This window comes from Dryocola sharpae, assembly GCF_051307055.1.
Classification (GTDB): domain Bacteria; phylum Pseudomonadota; class Gammaproteobacteria; order Enterobacterales; family Enterobacteriaceae; genus Dryocola.
The window spans coordinates 458,000-476,755 of sequence record NZ_CP149994.1 but is presented as its reverse complement, the minus strand read 5'-3'; the positions used below and the strand labels follow the sequence as shown (position 1 = coordinate 476,755).

The 18,756-nt window shown below is 57.6% G+C and carries 13 protein-coding genes; 8 read left to right on the top strand and 5 right to left on the bottom strand.

Annotation, left to right across the window (positions count from 1 at the left end; all coding sequences use genetic code 11):
- The first annotated feature begins 23 nt into the window (after positions 1-23).
- Positions 24-1,043, top strand: a complete 1,020-nt coding sequence (gene ahr / locus WLO31_RS02290) for an NADPH-dependent aldehyde reductase Ahr (protein WP_435928918.1) — start codon at positions 24-26, stop codon at positions 1,041-1,043.
- Positions 1,044-1,317: 274 nt separating this feature from the next.
- Here the strand turns inward: ahr and WLO31_RS02285 are convergent, their stop codons facing one another.
- Positions 1,318-2,967 (bottom strand): dihydroxyacetone kinase subunit DhaK, encoded by a 1,650-nt coding sequence (locus WLO31_RS02285; RefSeq protein WP_435928917.1) that lies wholly within the window; start codon positions 2,965-2,967, stop codon positions 1,318-1,320.
- Between the two features lie 135 nt (positions 2,968-3,102).
- On the opposite strand from WLO31_RS02285, the gene WLO31_RS02280 reads away from it, so the two are divergent.
- Both WLO31_RS02280 and WLO31_RS02275 read left to right on the top strand, forming a co-directional pair.
- Positions 3,103-4,605 carry a helicase HerA-like C-terminal domain-containing protein gene (locus WLO31_RS02280; RefSeq protein WP_435928916.1) on the top strand — a complete coding sequence of 501 codons (1,503 nt, stop codon included), beginning with the start codon at positions 3,103-3,105 and terminating at the stop codon, positions 4,603-4,605.
- Between the two features lie 319 nt (positions 4,606-4,924).
- Positions 4,925-6,943 carry an FAD-dependent oxidoreductase gene (locus WLO31_RS02275; protein ID WP_435928915.1) on the top strand — a complete coding sequence of 673 codons (2,019 nt, stop codon included), beginning with the start codon at positions 4,925-4,927 and terminating at the stop codon, positions 6,941-6,943.
- Here WLO31_RS02275 and rlmG read toward each other — a convergent pair.
- Positions 6,940-8,076: a 23S rRNA (guanine(1835)-N(2))-methyltransferase RlmG gene (gene rlmG, locus WLO31_RS02270; RefSeq protein ID WP_435928914.1), complete on the bottom strand. Its 1,137-nt coding sequence runs from the start codon at positions 8,074-8,076 to the stop codon at positions 6,940-6,942. The two genes, WLO31_RS02275 and rlmG, sit on opposite strands and share 4 nt — an antisense overlap.
- Before the next feature lie 83 nt (positions 8,077-8,159).
- On the opposite strand from rlmG, the gene WLO31_RS02265 reads away from it, so the two are divergent.
- The 4 genes from WLO31_RS02265 (at position 8,160) to sstT (ending at position 13,321) form a co-directional block, all read left to right on the top strand.
- Complete coding sequence (locus WLO31_RS02265; RefSeq protein WP_435928913.1) at positions 8,160-8,660, top strand: M48 metallopeptidase family protein; 501 nt, start codon at positions 8,160-8,162, stop codon at positions 8,658-8,660.
- Between the two features lie 855 nt (positions 8,661-9,515).
- Positions 9,516-10,514 (top strand): Gfo/Idh/MocA family protein, encoded by a 999-nt coding sequence (locus WLO31_RS02260; protein ID WP_435928912.1) that lies wholly within the window; start codon positions 9,516-9,518, stop codon positions 10,512-10,514.
- Positions 10,515-10,773: 259 nt separating this feature from the next.
- Positions 10,774-11,742, top strand: a complete 969-nt coding sequence (locus WLO31_RS02255; RefSeq protein ID WP_435928911.1) for a TerC family protein — start codon at positions 10,774-10,776, stop codon at positions 11,740-11,742.
- A gap of 334 nt (positions 11,743-12,076) precedes the next feature.
- Positions 12,077-13,321 carry a serine/threonine transporter SstT gene (sstT, locus tag WLO31_RS02250; protein ID WP_435928910.1) on the top strand — a complete coding sequence of 415 codons (1,245 nt, stop codon included), beginning with the start codon at positions 12,077-12,079 and terminating at the stop codon, positions 13,319-13,321.
- A 32-nt stretch (positions 13,322-13,353) separates the two neighbouring features.
- Here sstT and WLO31_RS02245 read toward each other — a convergent pair whose 3' ends face one another.
- The 3 genes from WLO31_RS02245 to uxaC form a co-directional block, all read right to left on the bottom strand.
- Positions 13,354-13,896, bottom strand: coding sequence for a YgjV family protein (locus WLO31_RS02245; protein WP_435928909.1), 543 nt, complete (start codon positions 13,894-13,896; stop codon positions 13,354-13,356).
- Positions 13,897-14,001: 105 nt separating this feature from the next.
- A complete protein-coding gene (locus WLO31_RS02240) occupies positions 14,002-15,489 on the bottom strand; it encodes a UxaA family hydrolase (RefSeq protein WP_435928908.1) in 1,488 nt (495 codons plus the stop codon).
- 18 nt (positions 15,490-15,507) lie between these two features.
- Positions 15,508-16,917, bottom strand: a complete 1,410-nt coding sequence (gene uxaC / locus WLO31_RS02235; protein ID WP_435928907.1) for a glucuronate isomerase — start codon at positions 16,915-16,917, stop codon at positions 15,508-15,510.
- Between the two features lie 481 nt (positions 16,918-17,398).
- Between uxaC and WLO31_RS02230 the strand changes: the two genes are divergently transcribed.
- Positions 17,399-18,700, top strand: coding sequence for an MFS transporter (locus WLO31_RS02230; protein ID WP_435928906.1), 1,302 nt, complete (start codon positions 17,399-17,401; stop codon positions 18,698-18,700).
- The last annotated feature ends 56 nt before the right edge of the window (positions 18,701-18,756 follow it).

Here is an 18,756-nt window from a genome sequence, read left to right as displayed (position 1 = left end):
TGAGCCAACACGAGGGGAATCACATGTCCATAATAAAAAGTTACGCCGCGCCACAGGCTGGCGCAGAGCTTGAGCTTTACGAATTTGATGCGGGCGAGCTGGGCGCAGAGGACGTGGAAGTCCAGGTGGAATACTGCGGCATCTGCCATTCCGACCTGTCGATGATCGACAACGAATGGGGCTTCTCGCAGTATCCGCTGGTGCCGGGGCATGAGGTGGTTGGCCGCGTGCATGCCCTTGGCAGCGCCGCGCAGAATAAAGGGCTGAAGGTTGGCCAGCGCGTGGGCATCGGCTGGACGGCACGCAGCTGCGGGCACTGCGATGCCTGTATCAGCGGCAGCCAGGTGAACTGTCAGGAAGGCAGCGTGGCGACCATTATCAACCGCGGCGGCTTTGCCGATAAAATCCGCGCCGACTGGCAGTGGGTTATTCCGCTACCGGACTCCATCGATATTGAATCCGCCGGCCCGCTGCTGTGCGGCGGCATCACCGTTTTTAAACCGCTGCTGATGCACCATATTACGGCCACCAGCCGCGTGGGCGTGATCGGTATCGGCGGCCTTGGGCATATCGCCATCAAGCTGCTGCACGCCATGGGCTGCGAGGTGACGGCGTTCAGCTCCAACCCGTCTAAAGAGCAGGAGATCCTGAAGATGGGCGCGGATAAGGTGGTGAACAGCCGCGATCCGCAGGCGCTGACGGCGCTCGCCCGGCAGTTCGATCTCATCATTAATACCGTCAACGTCGATTTAGACTGGCTGCCGTACTTCGAGGCGCTGGCCTATGGCGGCAAGTTCCACACCGTCGGCGCGGTGATGAAGCCGTTCGCCGTTCCGGCGTTCAAGCTGATTGCCGGCGACCGCAGCATTACGGGTTCCGCAACCGGCTCCCCGCACGAGCTGCGCACGCTGATGAAGCTTGCCGGGCGCGCAAAAGTGGCGCCGCAGACCGAGCTCTATCCGATGTCGAAAATTAACGAGGCTATCCAGCATGTACGCGACGGCAAGGTCCGTTACCGCGTGGTGCTGAAGGCTGATTTTTGATGTGAAAAAGGCCCTGTGAAGGGGCCCTTGTTATTATTTTCGGATGCCTTAGCGTCGGATGGCGCTTCGCTTATCCGACCTACAAAATGCGCTTATCCGGTCTGCGCTTTGTGGTTGTGGCGGATGGCGCTTCGCTTATCCGACCTACAAACTGTGCTTATCCGGCCTGCGCTTTGTGGTTGTGGCGGATGGCGCTTCGCTTATCCGACCTACAAACTGTGCTTATTCGGCCTGCGCTTTGTGGTTGTGGCGGATGGCGCTTCGCTTATCCGACCTACGAGTCAGATTTAACTAAAGCTGCAAAGACCTCGGCCACGGCAACGGCGCCCGGATCTTTCACTCCGTCCAGGTTGCCGCTGTTAACGTACGACGAGCGGCCCGCGTTGGCTTTCTGCATTTTCGCCGTCTCGTCTGCGCCTTTCTGTGCGGCCTGCGCCGCGGCTTTCAGATCCTTATCCCTTAAGACTTCCAGCGCCGGTTGCAGGGCGTCGATAAGCGTTCTGTCGCCCAGATCCGCGCCGCCGTAGCGTTTCATCTGCTCCAGGCCAAACAGCAGCGCTTCCGGCAGCGATTTTTTCTCGCCAACCTTTTGCCCGGCAGCGGTGAAGAAGATGGACATCAGCACGCCGCTTGAGCCGCCCATCACCGTCGCCAGCCTGTCGCCCACCAGCTCCAGCAGGGCTGCCGGATCGTTAAGCGGCAGTTTGCCCTGTTCGTTAAGCTGCGCAATATCTCTCGCCCCTTCGGCAAAGGTGGAGCCGGTATCGCCGTCGCCCACCTTTGCATCCAGCGCGTTGAGGTGGCTTTCCTGGCCGATCAGCGTTTTGGCTACGCTTGCCACAATCGCTTTGACGGTGGTGTTATCAGACGGCGTTATTTCCACTTCCCGGCGGAGCAAACTATGTTTTTGCGTTGGCATAGCCAGGCATTTCACCATCGGCTGCCAGCCTGCGGTTTCCACGTCGGCCTGCAACGCTTTGATAAAGTCGTCGTTCAGGGCAATGGCCGAAAGCGAGAAGCCTTTCATATCCAGCGCGCTCACCAGCGGCGCGGGGCCAATCAGGTATTCAAGCCGATCTTTAAGATCGGAATGCGCCAGCTCCCTGGTCAGCAGCGCCATCTCCAGCGACGACACGCCGCCGAGGTTGTTAATCAGCACCGCAAGTTTTGCCTCCGCGCCGGTCTTTTGAAGCAGGTGCTTAACCAGCGTGGCGATAATCTCTTTACTGTTCTGCGTATCGATGGTGCTGGCGCCCGGCTCGCCGTGAATGCCCAGCCCCAGCTCGACGTGGCCGCCTTTAATACGCCCTTCTTCATCATCGCTACCCGGCAGGTTGCAGGTCTGCATTGCCACGCCCATGCTGGCAACGCTGTCGCAGGCCTGCTGGGCGATGGCTTTTACCTCGCCGAGAGATTTGCTCTGCTCTGCGGCGAAGCCCGCAATTTTATGCACCAGCGCCGTGCCGGCGATGCCGCGCGGCTGTTTGTTATCCGGCAGAGAGATATCATCGCCGACGATCACCATCTCAACCTTCAGGCCGTGTTTTTTGGCTTTTTCCGCGGCGAGGCCGAAGTTCAGGCGATCGCCGGTGTAGTTTTTCACAATCAGCAGGCAGCCGCGGTCGCCGGTTACCGCCACGATGGCGTTCAGCACCGCGTCCACGCTTGGCGAAGCGAAGAGATCGCCACACACCGCGGCGGTGAGCATGCCTTTTCCCACAAAGCCCACGTGCGCCGGTTCGTGGCCGGAGCCGCCGCCGGAAATAATCGCCACTTTGCTTTTATCCCAGTCGTTACGCACCACCACGCGGATGGCGGGGTCTATCTCAAGGCGGGTCAGATTACGGTGGCGGGAGCTGATAATTACGCCTTCTATGGCATCGTTGACCAGCTGCTGGCGGTCGTTAAAGAAGAATCTGGACATAGTTTCCTGAATTTTTGTAAGACGTATGGAAAGCATAGACTCTGGTGCGAGGCCTGCCGCAAACCTGGGAAGATGCTGATGACGTTCTCTATGCGATTGCTATGATTATGGAAATGTCGCCCCGGGGAACCAATCATGACCGCGCCGCTGCTGATTGCCAGAACTATCGATAAACAACTTCATTTACTGCCCGCCATGGCCAACCGCCACGGGCTGATTACCGGCGCAACGGGCACCGGCAAAACGGTCACGCTGCAAAAACTGGCGGAATCCTTCTCAGCCATCGGCGTGCCGGTATTTATGGCCGATGTGAAAGGCGATCTAACCGGCGTGGCCGAAGAAGGCGCGGAGTCGGAAAAGCTGCTGGCCAGGCTTGCCCGAATTGGCGTGACGGACTGGTCGCCGCACGGCAATCCGGTGGTGCTGTGGGATATTTTTGGCGAGAAGGGTCATCCGGTGCGCGCCACCATCTCGGACCTCGGGCCGCTGCTGCTTTCCCGGCTGCTTAACCTCAACGAGGTGCAGTCCGGCGTGCTGCAAATCATCTTCCGCATTGCCGACGACCAGGGCCTGCTGCTGCTCGATTTTAAAGATCTGCGCGCCGCCACGCAGTACATCGGGGATAACGCTAAGTCGTTCCAGAACCAGTACGGCAATATCAGCAGCGCCTCAGTGGGCGCTATCCAGCGCGGGCTGTTGCAGCTTGAGCAGCAGGGCGCGGAGTACTTCTTCGGCGAGCCGATGCTGGATATCAAAGACTGGATGCGCACCAGCGCCGACGGCAAAGGCATCATCAATATTCTCTCGGCGGAGAAGCTCTACCAGATGCCGAAGCTGTATGCCGCAAGCCTGCTGTGGATGCTCTCGGAAGTGTACGAGCAGCTGCCGGAGGTGGGCGATCTGGATAAACCAAAGCTGGTGTTTTTCTTTGACGAAGCGCACCTGCTGTTTAACGATGCCCCGCAGGTGCTGCTGGATAAAATCGAGCAGGCGATCCGGCTTATCCGCTCCAAAGGCGTGGGCGTTTATTTTGTTTCCCAGAATCCGTCGGATATTCCGGATACCGTGCTGGGTCAGCTCGGTAACCGCGTTCAGCACGCGTTACGCGCCTTTACGCCAAAAGATCGGAAGGCGGTGAAAACAGCGGCGCAAACCATGCGCGCTAATCCGGCGTTTGATACCGAGAAGGCGATTCAGGAACTGGGCACCGGCGAGGCGCTGGTTTCTTTCCTCGACGAGAAAGGCAGCCCAACGGTCGTGGAGCGCGTGATGGTGATTGCGCCCTGCTCGCGCATGGGCCCGGTGACGATTGATGAGCGCAACGGCCTGCTGAACCATTCTCCGCTGTACGGCAAATACGACGAAGCGGTAGACCGCGAGTCCGCCTATGAACGGCTGCAAAAAGATGTGCAAGCGGCGGGCGAGAAGCAGAACGCGCCGCCGGCGAAAGGCGACGCGGTAGCCGTAGACGGCGGTATTCTCGGCGGGCTGAAAGATATCCTGTTCGGCACCACCGGGCCGCGCGGCGGCAAGAAAGATGGCGTGGTGCAGACCATGGCGAAGAGCGCGGCGCGGCAGGTGACCAGGCAGATTATTCGCGGCGTGCTGGGCAGCATTATGGGCGGTCGCAGGCGTTAATTCCCCACGCCCTCGATTTTGTAGGGTGGATAAGTGATCGCGCCATCCACCAATGTCCACCGCGGCCAGAGGGATGGCGCAGGCTTATCCGCCCGGCGAAAATATATTCCCTTTTTTCAAAGCCAGCGCAGAAGGGGAATAAGCACAACTCTGCAGGGTGGATAAGCTGACGCCCTGCTGTTATATCCTCTCCCTGCCGCAACACCGTTCTTTGAATCCCGTCACAATCGCTCAATCCCTTTTTTCCATTCCCGGCGCGCCACGCTAGATTGTTAACTCATCCGACCACATAACTATTATAAATTTCCAGGAAGAGACTATGAGCTATCCGTCGCTGTTCGCCCCGCTCGATCTTGGTTTTACCACCCTGAAAAATCGCGTGCTGATGGGTTCCATGCACACCGGCCTTGAAGAACATCCCGACGGCGCCGAACGGCTGGCGGCGTTTTATGCCGAGCGCGCCCGGCACGGCGTGGCGCTGATTGTCACCGGCGGCATCGCCCCCTCGCCTTCCGGCGTTGGCGTGGAAAGCGGCGCGGTGCTCAACGATGAAAGCCAGCTTGCCCACCATCAGGCTGTTACCGATGCGGTTCACCGCGAAGGCGGCAAGATCGCGCTGCAAATTCTGCACACCGGGCGCTACAGCTATCAGCCCGGTCCGGTTGCGCCTTCCGCCATTCAGGCTCCCATCAACCGCTTTAAACCCCATGCGCTGACGCACGGCGAGATCCTGGCGCTGATTGAAGATTTTGCCCGCTGCGCAGGCCTTGCAAAACAGGCCGGTTACGACGGCGTGGAAATCATGGGTTCGGAAGGGTATCTGATTAACCAGTTTTTAGCCGCCCGCACCAACCAGCGCGACGATGAATGGGGCGGCGATTATCCGCGCCGTATGCGTTTTGCGGTGGAGGTTGTGCGCGCCGTGCGGGAAAAAGTCGGGCCGGAGTTCATTATTATTTATCGCCTTTCGATGCTCGACCTGGTCGACGGCGGCGGCACGTTTGACGAAGCGGTGCAGCTGGCAAAAGCAGTTGAAGCGGCTGGCGCCACGCTGATTAATACCGGCATCGGCTGGCACGAAGCGCGCATTCCAACCATCGCCACGCCCGTTCCCCGCGGCGCCTTCAGTTGGGTGACGCGCAAGCTCAAAGGCCTGGTTTCGATCCCGCTGGTCACCACCAACCGCATCAACGATCCAAAAACCGCCGAGGAGATCCTCGCCGGCGGCGACGCGGATATGGTCTCGATGGCACGTCCTTTCCTGGCCGATGCCGAGCTTGTTTCCAAGGCGCAGCAGGGCCGTGAAGATGAGATCAATACCTGTATCGGCTGTAACCAGGCCTGCCTCGACCAGATTTTCATGGGCAAAGTGACCTCCTGTCTGGTTAACCCGCGCGCCTGCCACGAAACCAAAATGCCGATCGTGCCTGCCAAAACCGTTAAAAATCTGGCGGTCGTTGGCGCGGGGCCTGCGGGCCTGGCGTTTGCGGTGAACGCAGCGGGGCGTGGTCACAAAGTGACGCTGTTCGACGCGGCGGCGGAAATCGGCGGGCAGTTTAATATCGCCAAACAGATCCCCGGCAAGGAAGAGTTTTACGAAACGCTGCGATATTACCGGCGCATGCTGCGGTTAACGGTCGTTGATATTCGTCTGAACCAGTACGTCACCGCGCCGATGCTGCGGGAGTTCGACGAGGTGGTTCTCGCCTGTGGCATCGAGCCGCGCATGCCGCTTATCGACGGCATTATGCATCCCAAAGTGCTGAGCTATATCGACGTGCTGCGCGATAAAACCCCCGTCGGCGAGCGGGTGGCGATTATCGGCGCGGGCGGCATCGGCTTTGATACGGCGATGTACCTGAGCCAGCAAGGAGAATCCACCAGCCAGAATATCGCGGAGTTCTGCGTGGAATGGGGTATTGATACCAGCCTGCAGCACACGGGCGGCCTGCGTCCTGAGGGCGCGCATCTGGCGAAAAGCCCGCGCCAGATTGTGATGCTGCAGCGTAAATCCAGTAAACCGGGCGAGGGCCTGGGCAAAACAACGGGCTGGATACATCGCACCACGCTTCTGGCGCGCGGCGTGAAGATGCTGGCGGGCGTAAGCTACGAACGTATCGATGACGAAGGGCTGCACATCACTATAAGCGGCGAACCGCAGACGCTGGCGGTGGACAACGTGATTATCTGTGCCGGTCAGGATCCGCGCCGTGAGCTGGCGGAGCCGTTACGCGAGCTGGGGAAAACGCTGCATTTAATTGGCGGGGCGGACGTGGCGATGGAGCTGGATGCCCGGCGCGCAATTGCGCAGGGCACCCGTTTAGCGCTGGAAATTTAGCGGTGGCGGCCTAACTTCACGGCTTTTAACACCACGAATTTGGTGCTGGACGCCACGGTTTCGCAGTTGCCGAAGATTTTCTTCAGCTTGCGGAAGTAGTCCAGGTGACGGTTGGCCACGATGTACAGCGCGCCGTTGTTTACGAGGCAGCGGCGCGCATGGTGGAACATCTCCCACGCCACCTGGTCGGTCAGCGCATGCTGCTGGTGGAACGGCGGGTTGCACAGAATAGTGTCGAAGCGGTAAGGCTCCACGCCGGACAGCGCGTTGTTAATCATGAACTCGCAGCGGTCCAGGTTTTCCGGCATGTTGATTTCAACGTTCAGGCGGCTGGATGCCACCGCCATCGGCGACTCATCCACAAATACCACTTTCGCCTCCGGGTTCTGCTCCAGCAGGTGCAAGCCCACCACGCCGTTACCGCAGCCCAGATCCACAATCTCGCCTTCCAGGCCGGTCGGCAGATTCTCGATAAAGAAACGCGCGCCGATGTCCAGGCCCGTGCGGGAGAAAACATTCGCATGGTTATGAATGGTCCACGGCGTGCCGGCCAGCTTCCAGCTCAGGGTTTCCGGCGCGTCTTTCAGCTCCGGATTGGTAAAGGTGCCGTTGATCAGGCGCGCTTTTTTCCAGGCCAGCGTGGTGGTGGTTGGGCCGAGGATTTTCTCGAACAGCTCCAGCGTGGAATTGTGAATGTCGCGAGCTTTGGCGCCGGCGATAATGCGCGTTTCAGGCGTCACCACTTTACGCAGGGCGCGAAGCTGCTGCTCCAGCAGCGCCAGCGTTTTAGGGATCTTTATCAGCACGATAGTCGGTGCGTCCGGGTATTTCGCCGTGCTGTCCAGGAAGGTGACGCTGGATTCAGGGATCTCGTTATTGCTCAGGTTCTGGCGGGTTGCCAGCTCGCTAAGATACGAGTCGCTAATGCTGTAAGGTTTGTGTTCGGCCAGCACGCAGGCAAGCGCGCCGAAGGTATCGTTAAAAATCAGGACCGGGCCGCTGATTTCGGTATTGTCCAGCTGTTGCAGCAGATAGTCATCCGCCGCTTCCCACGCCTGCAGCGGGTTGACGTCGTCCGTTTCCGGGAAACGTTTTAGTGTCAGTGAACGGAAACCGTTGTCTGATTGGCTCATCGGCCCTCCTGGATGGTAAAATTTCGGCTTATCCCCGAATGGGGGCGTGAGTATACCCTTTTTTCTGCCAACCTGAGACAAGCATGAGCGAACTGACTTACTTAAACGGCTATCCCGAGCATTTGCTTTCGCAGGTTCGTACGCTGATTGCCGAGCAGCGCCTTGGCGAGGTGCTGCAAAAACGCTATCCCGACGCCCATAACGTCGCGACGGATAAAGCGCTTTACGCCTACACGCAGGATCTGAAAAGCCAGTATCTGCGCAACGCGCCGCCCATCAACAAAGTCGCTTACGACAGTAAAATTCACGTGCTGAATAACGCGCTGGGATTACATACGGCGATTTCCCGCGTACAGGGCGGCAAGCTCAAGGCGAAAGCAGAGATTCGCGTGGCGACGGTTTTTAAATCCGCGCCGGAAGCCTTTCTGCGCATGATCGTGGTGCATGAGCTGGCGCACCTGAAAGAGAAAGATCACAACAAGGCGTTTTATTCGCTCTGCTGCCATATGGAACCGCAGTATCACCAGTTTGAGTTTGATACCCGCCTGTGGCTGACGCAGCTGGCTTTGAAAGGTTCTGCGTAATATATCGGTGGATGGCGCTTACGCTTATCCACCCTACGTTGCGAACCGGCGTAATATATCGATGGATGGCGTTTACGCTTATCCGTCCTGCGTTGCGAACCGGCGTAATATATCGGTGGATGGCGCTTGCGCTTATCCACCCTGCGTTGCGTACCGGCGTAATATATCGGTGGATGGTGCCTGCGCTTATCCATTCTACGTTGCGAACCGGCGTAACATGTCGGTGGATGGCGCTTATGCTTATCCACCCTACTTGCTACCGATGTTCTACATCGGTGGATGGCGCTTACGCTTATCCATCCTGCGTTGCGAACCGGCGTAATATATCGGTGGATGGCGCTTATGCTTATCCACCCTACGTTGCGAACCGGCGTAACATATCGGTGGATGGCGCTTATGCTTATCCACCCTACGTTGCGTATCCGCGTAACATACCGGTGGATGGCGCTTACGCTTATCCACCCTACATTACATACCCGCGTAACATATCGGTGGATGGCGCTTATGCTTATCCACCCTACGTTGCGAACCGGCGTAATATACCGGTGGATGGCGCTTGTGCTTATCCACCCTACGTTGCGTACCGGCGTAATATATCGGTGATGGTGCCTGCGCTTATCCGCCCTACGTTGCGTACCGGCGTAACATATCGGTGGATGGCGCCTGCGCTTATCCGCCCTGCTTTGCTACCGACGTTTTATATCGGTGGATGGCGCTTACGCTTATCCACCCTACATTGCATACCCGCGTAACATACCGGTGGATGGCGCTTGCGCTTACCCGCCCTGATTTGCATAAATGTAGGGCGGGTAAGCAGCGCGCCACCCGCCAGATAAACCGGAGAGATGACCTTTTATGATACGTATCGCCGTGGTTGGAACTAACTGGATCACCCGTCAGTTTATTGATGCCGCCCATGAAAGCGGCCGCTTTAAACTTGCCGCCGTCTATTCCCGCACCCTTGAGCAGGCCCAGACCTTTGCCAACGACTATATGGTTGAGCATCTGTTTACCGATCTTGACGCGATGGCAAAGAGCGATGCGATTGACGCGGTTTATATCGCCAGCCCGAACGCGCTGCATGCGCCGCAAAGCCTGCTGTTTCTAAGCCATAAAAAGCATGTGATTTGCGAGAAGCCGCTCGCTTCTAATATTCGTGAAGTTGAAGCCGCCATTGCCTGCGCGCGGGAAAATAACGTGGTGCTGTTCGAAGCCTTTAAAACCGCGAGCCTGCCGAATTTCATCGCTCTGCAACAGGCGCTGCCAAAGGTCGGCAAGATCCGCAAGGTGCTGCTCAACTACTGCCAGTACTCTTCCCGCTATCAGCGCTATCTGGACGGCGAAAACCCCAACACCTTCAACCCGGCCTGGTCCAACGGCTCCATTATGGATATCGGCTTCTATACCCTGGCTTGCGCCGTGGCGCTGTGGGGCCAGCCGCAGGCCGTTCATGCCACGGCCTGCCTGCTGGAAAGCGGCGTGGACGCCCACGGCTCCGTGCAGATGAACTACGGCGTTTTCGATGTGAATCTGCTGCACTCAAAAGTCAGCGATTCGGTAATTCCGAGCGAGATTCAGGGCGAAGCGGGTTCGCTGGTTATCGAGAAGATTTCTGAATGCCAGCGCATTACGTTTGTGCCACGCGGCGGCAAGCCGCAGGATCTGTCGCTGCCGCAGCATATCAACACTATGCTGTATGAAGCCGAAACCTTTGCCCGCCTGGTGGCAGACAACGAGGTGAATCATCCGGGGCTAGCCACCTCGCGCATCACCTCTGCCCTGGCCACGGAAATCCGTGCGCAAACCGGAGTGAAATTCCCGGCGGATGACGTTCCTGCCTCTCTCACGGCGTAAAGCTGTGTAAGGTCTTCCGGCATTATATTGACGGCGTTTATGTCTCGTAATATTTTGTTACGCGCAAAGGGGAGTAACTTCATTGCCGGTTAATCGTCATTACGATGCTCAGCATCCGGTTACCGGGCACTGCGAATGGTTTATTTAAAAACCGTTCCGCGCTGTAAGTGAGACCTTGCCGGAAGGCGAGATCCCTGTTGCAAGCGAAAGCGGCTGGCGTCTTCCGACGTTGGCCGTTTTTGTTTTGAAGGAATCTCTTATGAATAGTGTTGGCACGCCATTACTGTGGGGCGCTTTTGCCGTCGTCGTTGTCATCATGCTGGCAATCGACCTTCTGCTTCAGGGCCGGAAAGGCTCGCATACCATGTCCATGAAGCAGGCCGCCGCCTGGTCTATGGTGTGGGTTACGCTCTCCCTGCTGTTTAACGCCGCCTTCTGGTGGTATCTCACCGGCACTTCCGGGCGCGAAGTGGCGGATACCCAGGCTCTCGCCTTCCTGACCGGTTATTTAATTGAAAAAGCGCTGGCGGTGGATAACGTCTTCGTCTGGCTGATGCTGTTCAGCTATTTCTCCGTTCCTGCGGCCTTACAGCGTCGCGTGCTGGTCTACGGCGTGCTGGGCGCGATCGTGCTGCGTACCGTGATGATCTTCGCGGGCAGCTGGCTTATTACCCAGTTCGAGTGGCTGCTTTACGTGTTCGGCGCGTTCCTGCTGTTCACCGGCATTAAGATGGCGCTGGCGAAAGAAGACGAAGGCGGTATCGGCGACAAGCCGCTGGTGCGCTGGCTGCGCGGTCATCTGCGCATGACGGACAGCATCGAAGGCGAACATTTCTTCGTGCGCAAAAATGGCCTGCTGTTCGCGACGCCGCTGCTGCTGGTGCTGATTCTGGTTGAACTGAGCGATGTGATTTTCGCGGTCGACAGCATTCCGGCTATCTTTGCGGTAACCACCGACCCGTTTATCGTCCTGACCTCTAACCTGTTCGCCATCCTCGGCCTGCGCGCCATGTACTTCCTGCTGGCAGGCGTGGCAGAACGCTTCTCGATGCTGAAGTACGGCCTGGCGGTTATCCTGGTATTTATCGGCGTGAAGATGCTGATCGTCGATTTCTGGCATATCCCGATTGCTGTCTCGCTGGGCGTGGTGGGCGGCATTCTGGCGCTGACGCTGGTGATTAATGCCGTAGCGAACGCCCGCAACGATCGTAAGAAATTAGCTAAGTAATCCCTTCTGCGCCATCCGCATGAATAACTGGCGGATGGCGCGAACGTTTATCCGCCCCACTCTTTGGCCTGGACTGGCTCTTAGGACGGATCAGCGCTGCCCCATCCGCCGAAACGAAGTGAACCCTTTCCCCGGCATTTGTCGACAATGTCACAAACTTGTTAATGAGTAGTTATAAAACCTGGATAGAGGCTAAATATTTAGTCATTAACGCTTCCTGCCCCGCCGCTTTTCCTTATACTCGACCAGGCAAACACATTTTTTTACATCCGCTCACTGAAGTGCCCCAGAGTACAGCGGCGGAATGAGACGACACACTACAGGAAGGTATTAAATGGCAACACAATCCCCGGGACTGATTAAGCGCCTGGCGCAGGGCAGTCTGGTTAAACAGATTCTGGTTGGTCTGGTGCTCGGCATTGCGCTGGCGCTGGTTTCAAAGCCTGCCGCCATTGCGACAGGCTTGTTAGGCACGCTGTTCGTGGGCGCGCTGAAGGCGGTCGCGCCGGTGCTGGTTCTGATGCTGGTGATGGCTTCTATCGCCAACCATCAGCACGGACAAAAAACCAGTATCCGCCCTATTTTGTTCCTTTATCTGCTGGGAACCTTCGCTGCGGCGCTGACCGCCGTCGTCGTCAGCTTTGTCTTTCCTTCTATGCTGCATCTCGTCACTGGCGCAACGGATATCACCCCGCCTTCCGGCATCGTTGAGGTTCTGCGCGGCCTGCTGATGAGCATGGTTTCCAACCCGATTGACGCGCTGTTAAACGCCAACTATATCGGCATTCTGGTGTGGGCTGTGGGTCTGGGCTTCGCCCTGCGTCACGGGAATGAATCTACCAAAAACCTGATTAACGACTTCTCTGGCGCAGTGACCTTTCTTGTCAGGGCGGTGATTCGCTTTGCGCCGATCGGTATCTTCGGGCTGGTTGCCTCAACGCTCGCCACCACCGGTTTTGACACGCTGTGGAGCTACGCACAGCTGCTGCTGGTGCTCATTGGCTGTATGCTGGGCGTGGCGCTCGTCGTCAACCCGCTGCTGGTGTGGTACAAAATCCGCCGCAACCCGTACCCGCTGGTGTTTACCTGCCTGCGTGAAAGCGGCGTTTACGCCTTCTTTACCCGCAGCTCCGCCGCTAACATTCCAGTCAATATGACCCTGTGTGAAAAGCTGAACCTGGACCGCGATACCTATTCGGTCTCCATTCCGCTTGGCGCCACCATCAATATGGCCGGGGCGGCCATTACCGTCACCGTGCTGACGCTGGCGGCAGTGCATACCCTGGGCGTAGCGGTAGACCTGCCGACGGCTCTGCTGCTGAGCATTGTGGCTTCGCTGTGCGCCTGCGGCGCTTCGGGCGTGGCGGGCGGTTCGCTGCTGCTGATCCCGCTGGCCTGCGGTATGTTCGGTATTCCTAACGAGATAGCCATGCAGGTCGTAGCGGTTGGCTTTATCATCGGCGTGCTGCAGGATTCCTGCGAAACCGCGCTCAACTCCTCAACCGACGTGCTGTTCACCGCAGCCGCGTGTCAGGCAGAAGATGCGCGTCTGGCGAGCAAAGCTCCTTTACGTAGTTAATTGCTTCCTCCCTCGCCGGTAACGGCGGGGGATTATTCCTGAATCTGCGCTTTCTTTTCCACGCTAAACGGATCGACCCCGCTTTTTTGCATACGCCGGAAGCGAATGATATTCAGCCCGTTCATCACCAGAAAACTTCCTTCAATTAGCGTGCCGCCAATCGAACCCAGCCAGAAATTATGCGTCACCCAACAGGCGGTGGAGCACCACATTACGCAGCGTGTGGTTAGCCCCTTGCTGCGAAACAGCGCCCATGTGCTGGCCACGGTGCCAATAATCGGCAGTAATTCAATCAGGTGGTGAATTTTCGCCAGCCCAAGGCCAAGCGTCAGCGCGATGAAAATCGTCATCGCCCACAGGCTGCGGGTACGTAAAGAGATGACGGTGCGGACGGCATTGAGCTCAGCGCTCATGCCCGCAGGCGTTGCGCCCATCAGAAAAAAGTGCAGGCCGATAATAGCGCTGTAGCCCGCGAGCTGAAGCTTGAAACGCCGCTCGTCGCGGTTAATGAAAGTGGTTATCCCGACCAGAAAAGCGAGTACGCCGACGCCCTGGGCAATCCAATACGCGGTCATGACATGTCCTTGCCAGCCCTGGAGCTGTGTAGGGTGGATAAGCGCCAGCGCCATCCACCAAAAAACTGGCGGGTGGCGCGTTGCTTACCCGTCCTGTAAAGCGGCTTACAGCGTCACGCCGCTCTTGAAAATGGCGAGTTCGCGGAAGTCATTACGTTCGTTGCAGGTCTTTTTGCCGTCAGCGATAGCGACGATGGTATCGATAAACCGGGCCAGCAGCGTGGGCATGTCGCTACCGTGAAGCAGCTGCCCGGCGTCAAAATCGATCCAGTGCGGTTTCTTCGCCGCCAGCTCGCTGTTGGTGGCGATTTTGACCGTCGGCACAAAACCGCCGTACGGCGTGCCGCGGCCGGTGCTGAAGAGCACCATATGGCAGCCTGCGCCCGCCAGCGCGCTGGTAGCTACCGCATCGTTGCCCGGCGCGCTTAACAGATTCAGCCCCGGCGTTTTCAAACGTTCGCCATAGCGCAGCACGTCGACAACTTCGCTCTCCCCGGCTTTTTGCGTGCAGCCGAGAGATTTTTCCTCAAGCGTGGTGATGCCGCCGGCTTTATTGCCCGGCGACGGGTTTTCATAGATCGGCTGGTTATGCGCGATAAAGTACTGTTTGAAATCGTTTACCATCGTCACGGTTTTTTCAAACGTCGCTTCGTCGCGGCAGTGGCTCATCAGAATGCGTTCCGCGCCGAACATTTCCGGCACTTCCGTCAGCACGGTTGTCCCGCCGTTTGCCACCATATAATCGGAGAAACGCCCCAGCATCGGGTTGGCGGTAATGCCGGATAAGCCGTCCGAGCCGCCGCACTCCAGGCCGAATTTCAGCTCGCTGAGTTTGCCCGGCTCGCGTTTGTCGTGGCGCATCGCCTCATAAAGCTGCTGTAGCTGTTCCAGCCCCGCTTCCACCTCATCGTCCTGCTGCTGGCAGATCATAAAGCGGACGCGCTGTGGGTCGTATTCGCCAAGCGTTTCGCGGAAGGCGTCAACCTGGTTGTTCTCACAGCCCAGGCCAATCACCAGCACCGCCCCCGCATTCGGGTGATGCACCATATTTTGCAGCATGGTGCGGGTATTGATGTGGTCTTCGCCCAGCTGCGAGCAGCCGAACGGATGGCTGAAAAGGAAAACGCCGTCGATATCTTCCGCATCGTTGTTCTGCTTCAGGAAACGATTCTGGATCTGCCGCGCGATGCCGTTCACACAGCCCACGGTCGGCAGGATCCACAGTTCGTTGCGCACGCCAACCGCGCCGTCGCCGCGGCGATAGATGTTCACCTCGCGATCCGCAGCCTGAGCCGCCAGCGCCTGGAAATCAGGTTGATAGCGATACTCATCCACATCGCTCAGATTGGTACGCGCATTGTGCGAGTGGATATATTCGCCCGCTTCAATCGCCGTCAGAGCATGACCAATCGGCAGGCCGTATTTGATAACGTTTTCGCCCTGAGCAATCGCGCACAGGGCGAATTTATGGCCGCGTACCACCGGCTGGCGCAGGGTAATATCGGCGCCTTCAACGGTCACGACTTCGCCTTCAGCCAGGTCCACTAACGCGACGGCGACGTTGTCCTGCGAATGGATCTTAATGTATTGCATATCAACCTCAGTGCCTGATTAGTTCAGTTCAATGCCGAAGTAATCACGGGCGTTGTTAAAGCAGATGTTTTTCACCATGTCGCCAAGCAGGTTAATGTCGGCTGGCGCTTCGCCCGCGGCCACCCAGCGGCCAATCATCTGGCACAGAATGCGGCGGAAATATTCATGACGGGTGTAGGAGAGGAAGCTGCGGCTGTCGGTCAGCATGCCGACAAAACGGCTCAGCAGGCCCAGCTGCGCAAGCTGCGTCATCTGGCGTTCCATGCCCTCTTTCTGATCGTTAAACCACCAGCCGGAGCCAAACTGCATTTTTCCCGGCATCCCTTCGCCCTGGAAGTTGCCGACCATAGTGCCGATGACTTCGTTATCACGCGGGTTCAGGCAGTAAAGGATGGTTTTCGGCAGCTCGTTGCTTTCGTTCTGCTTGCTGAGCAGGCGGGAGAGCTCGACGGCCAGCGGACGATCGTTGATGGAGTCGAAGCCCACGTCCGCGCCCAGCAGTTTGAACTGGCGCAGGTTATTGTTGCGCAGCGCGCCGATGTGATACTGCTGCACCCAGCCGCGACGGCTGTATTCAGACCCCAGCCAGACCAGCACGGCGGTTTTAAACTGCGCCACCTGATGCTCGCTTAATTCGTTGCCGGCCAGGCGGCTCGCCAGAATGCCATCAAGCGTAGCCTCGTCCGCTTCGGCAAACAGCACCACGTCCAGCGCGTGGTCCGACACCTTGCAGCCATGAGCGGCGAAGTGGTCGAGACGTTTGCCCAGCGCGGCTTGCAGATCGCTGAAAAGACGAATATCGGTATCAGAGACTTCCGCCAGTTTGCTCAGGTAGTCGGCAAAGGTCGGCTGTTCAATATTGAAGGCTCTGTCGGGACGCCAGCTTGGCAACACTTTGATATCAAAACCGTCTTCTGCAATCTGGCGGTGATAGCGCAGATCGTCGACGGGATCGTCGGTGGTGCCGACCATCTTCACGTTCATCTGTTTCATGATGCCGCGGGCGGTGAAATCGTCCTGCGCCAGCAGATCGTTGCACTGGCTCCAGATTTCATCCGCGGTTGTCGGGGAAAGCAGCTTGCCGGTAATGCCGAAAGGACGGCGCAGCTCCAGGTGCGTCCAGTGATAGAGCGGGTTGCCGATAGTGTGCGGCACGGTCGCAGCCCAGGCATCGAACTTTTCGCGGTCGCTTGCATCACCGGTGCACAGGCGCTCTGCCACGCCGTTAGTGCGCATCGCGCGCCACTTGTAGTGATCGCCTTTTAACCAGATGTCATACAGGTTTTTAAAGCGATAGTTCTCAGCGACCTGCTGCGGTGGAAGGTGGCAGTGATAGTCGAAGATCGGCTGATCCTTAGCGTATTCGTGGTACAGACGACGGGCAAATTCGGTATCCAGAAGAAAATCTTCAGTCATAAACTGGTTCATTGTTGGCATTCCTCAGTCAGAGCAGTTCTGATGCTTGCGCATAATGCAAACAAAGTTATCACACCAATTTGCCCGGACCGAGTGGATTTTTGAGGTATTCATCACAAAAACCACACATTTATTGTTAATACTTCGTTTAAAAGACGCCATAAACCCGCACCACTTCTGGCCTGAGAGCCGCCAGCGCCCTGAATAGCGCTGTTAAACGCTTTTGTGATGTCACTCAACTTTTAAAGCTGTATGACAAGTTATCTTGCAGCCGTCGCAATATCACGGACTACGGACAGATGCAGACGCTGACATGACAAATAGCGCACGACGGTACGGACACCGGATTTGCCGAAGGCAATTTTTCAGATGGCAAGATACGGGTCTTACCGGATAACACCCCGGCATGAGCCCCTCAACAGAACAATACTCAGGCACAGCCTGAATTACAGCCGCGTTTATGCCGCTGTTATATGACGGGATGAGGTTCGAAATGCGAAAGATTAAAGGCTTGCGCTGGTACATGATTGCGCTCGTAACAACGGGCACCGTGCTGGGCTATCTTACTCGTAATACCGTGGCAGCCGCCGCGCCTACGCTGATGCAGGAGCTGCACATCTCCACGCAGCAATATTCCTATATCATTGCAGCCTATTCTGCCTGCTATACCATTATGCAGCCCGTTGCGGGCTATGTGCTTGATGTGCTGGGCACAAAAATCGGTTACGCCTTCTTTGCCATCGCCTGGGCTATTTTTTGCGGCGCTACGGCGCTTGCGGGAAGCTGGGGCGGCCTGGCCGTGGCGCGTGGCGCGGTAGGCGCCGCGGAAGCAGCCATGATCCCTGCCGGCCTTAAGGCGAGCAGCGAATGGTTCCCCGCGAAAGAGCGCTCTATTGCGGTGGGCTACTTTAACGTCGGTTCATCTATTGGCGCGATGATCGCCCCGCCGTTAGTGGTCTGGGCTATTTTAATGCACAGCTGGCAGATGGCCTTTGTGATTTCCGGCGTGCTGAGCTTCGCCTGGGCCATGGCCTGGCTGTTCTTCTACAAGCATCCCCGCGATCAGAAAAAATTAACCGAAGGTGAGCGCGAGTACATCATTGGCGGCCAGGAAGCCCACCACCAGGTCAACAACAGCAAAAAAATGTCCGCCTGGCAGATCGTGCAGAACCGCCAGTTCTGGGGCATCGCCCTGCCGCGTTTCCTGGCGGAACCAGCCTGGGGCACGTTCAACGCCTGGATCCCGCTGTTTATGTTTAAAGTCTACGGCTTTGACTTAAAACACATCGCGATGTTCGCCTGGATGCCGATGCTGTTCGCCGACCTCGGCTGTATTGTTGGCGGCTACCTTCCACCGCTGTTCCAGCGCTGGTTTGGCGTGAACCTGATTGTGTCCCGCAAAATGGTCGTAACCATGGGCGCGGTGCTGATGATTGGGCCCGGGACTATCGGTCTGTTCACCAGCCCTTACGCGGCGATAGCCCTGCTGTGCGTCGGCGGCTTCGCTCACCAGGCGCTTTCCGGCGCGCTGATTACGCTTTCTTCCGACGTATTCGGCCGTAACGAAGTTGCCACCGCCAACGGCCTGACCGGCATGGCCGCATGGACGGCAAGCACCCTGTTTGCGCTGGTTGTGGGCGCGCTGGCGGATACCCTCGGCTTTAGCCCGCTGTTCGCAGCCCTCGCCGTGTTTGACCTGCTCGGCGCGGTTGTTATCTGGACCGTGCTGAAGAACCAGCCGATTAACGAGCTGACCAATACCCACCGGCCCGGTCCGGCTGTCACCCAGCCTTAATCCTGCTGTTCTTAATCAGGCCGCCTTAACGGCGGCTTTTCTATTTCTGACCTCTC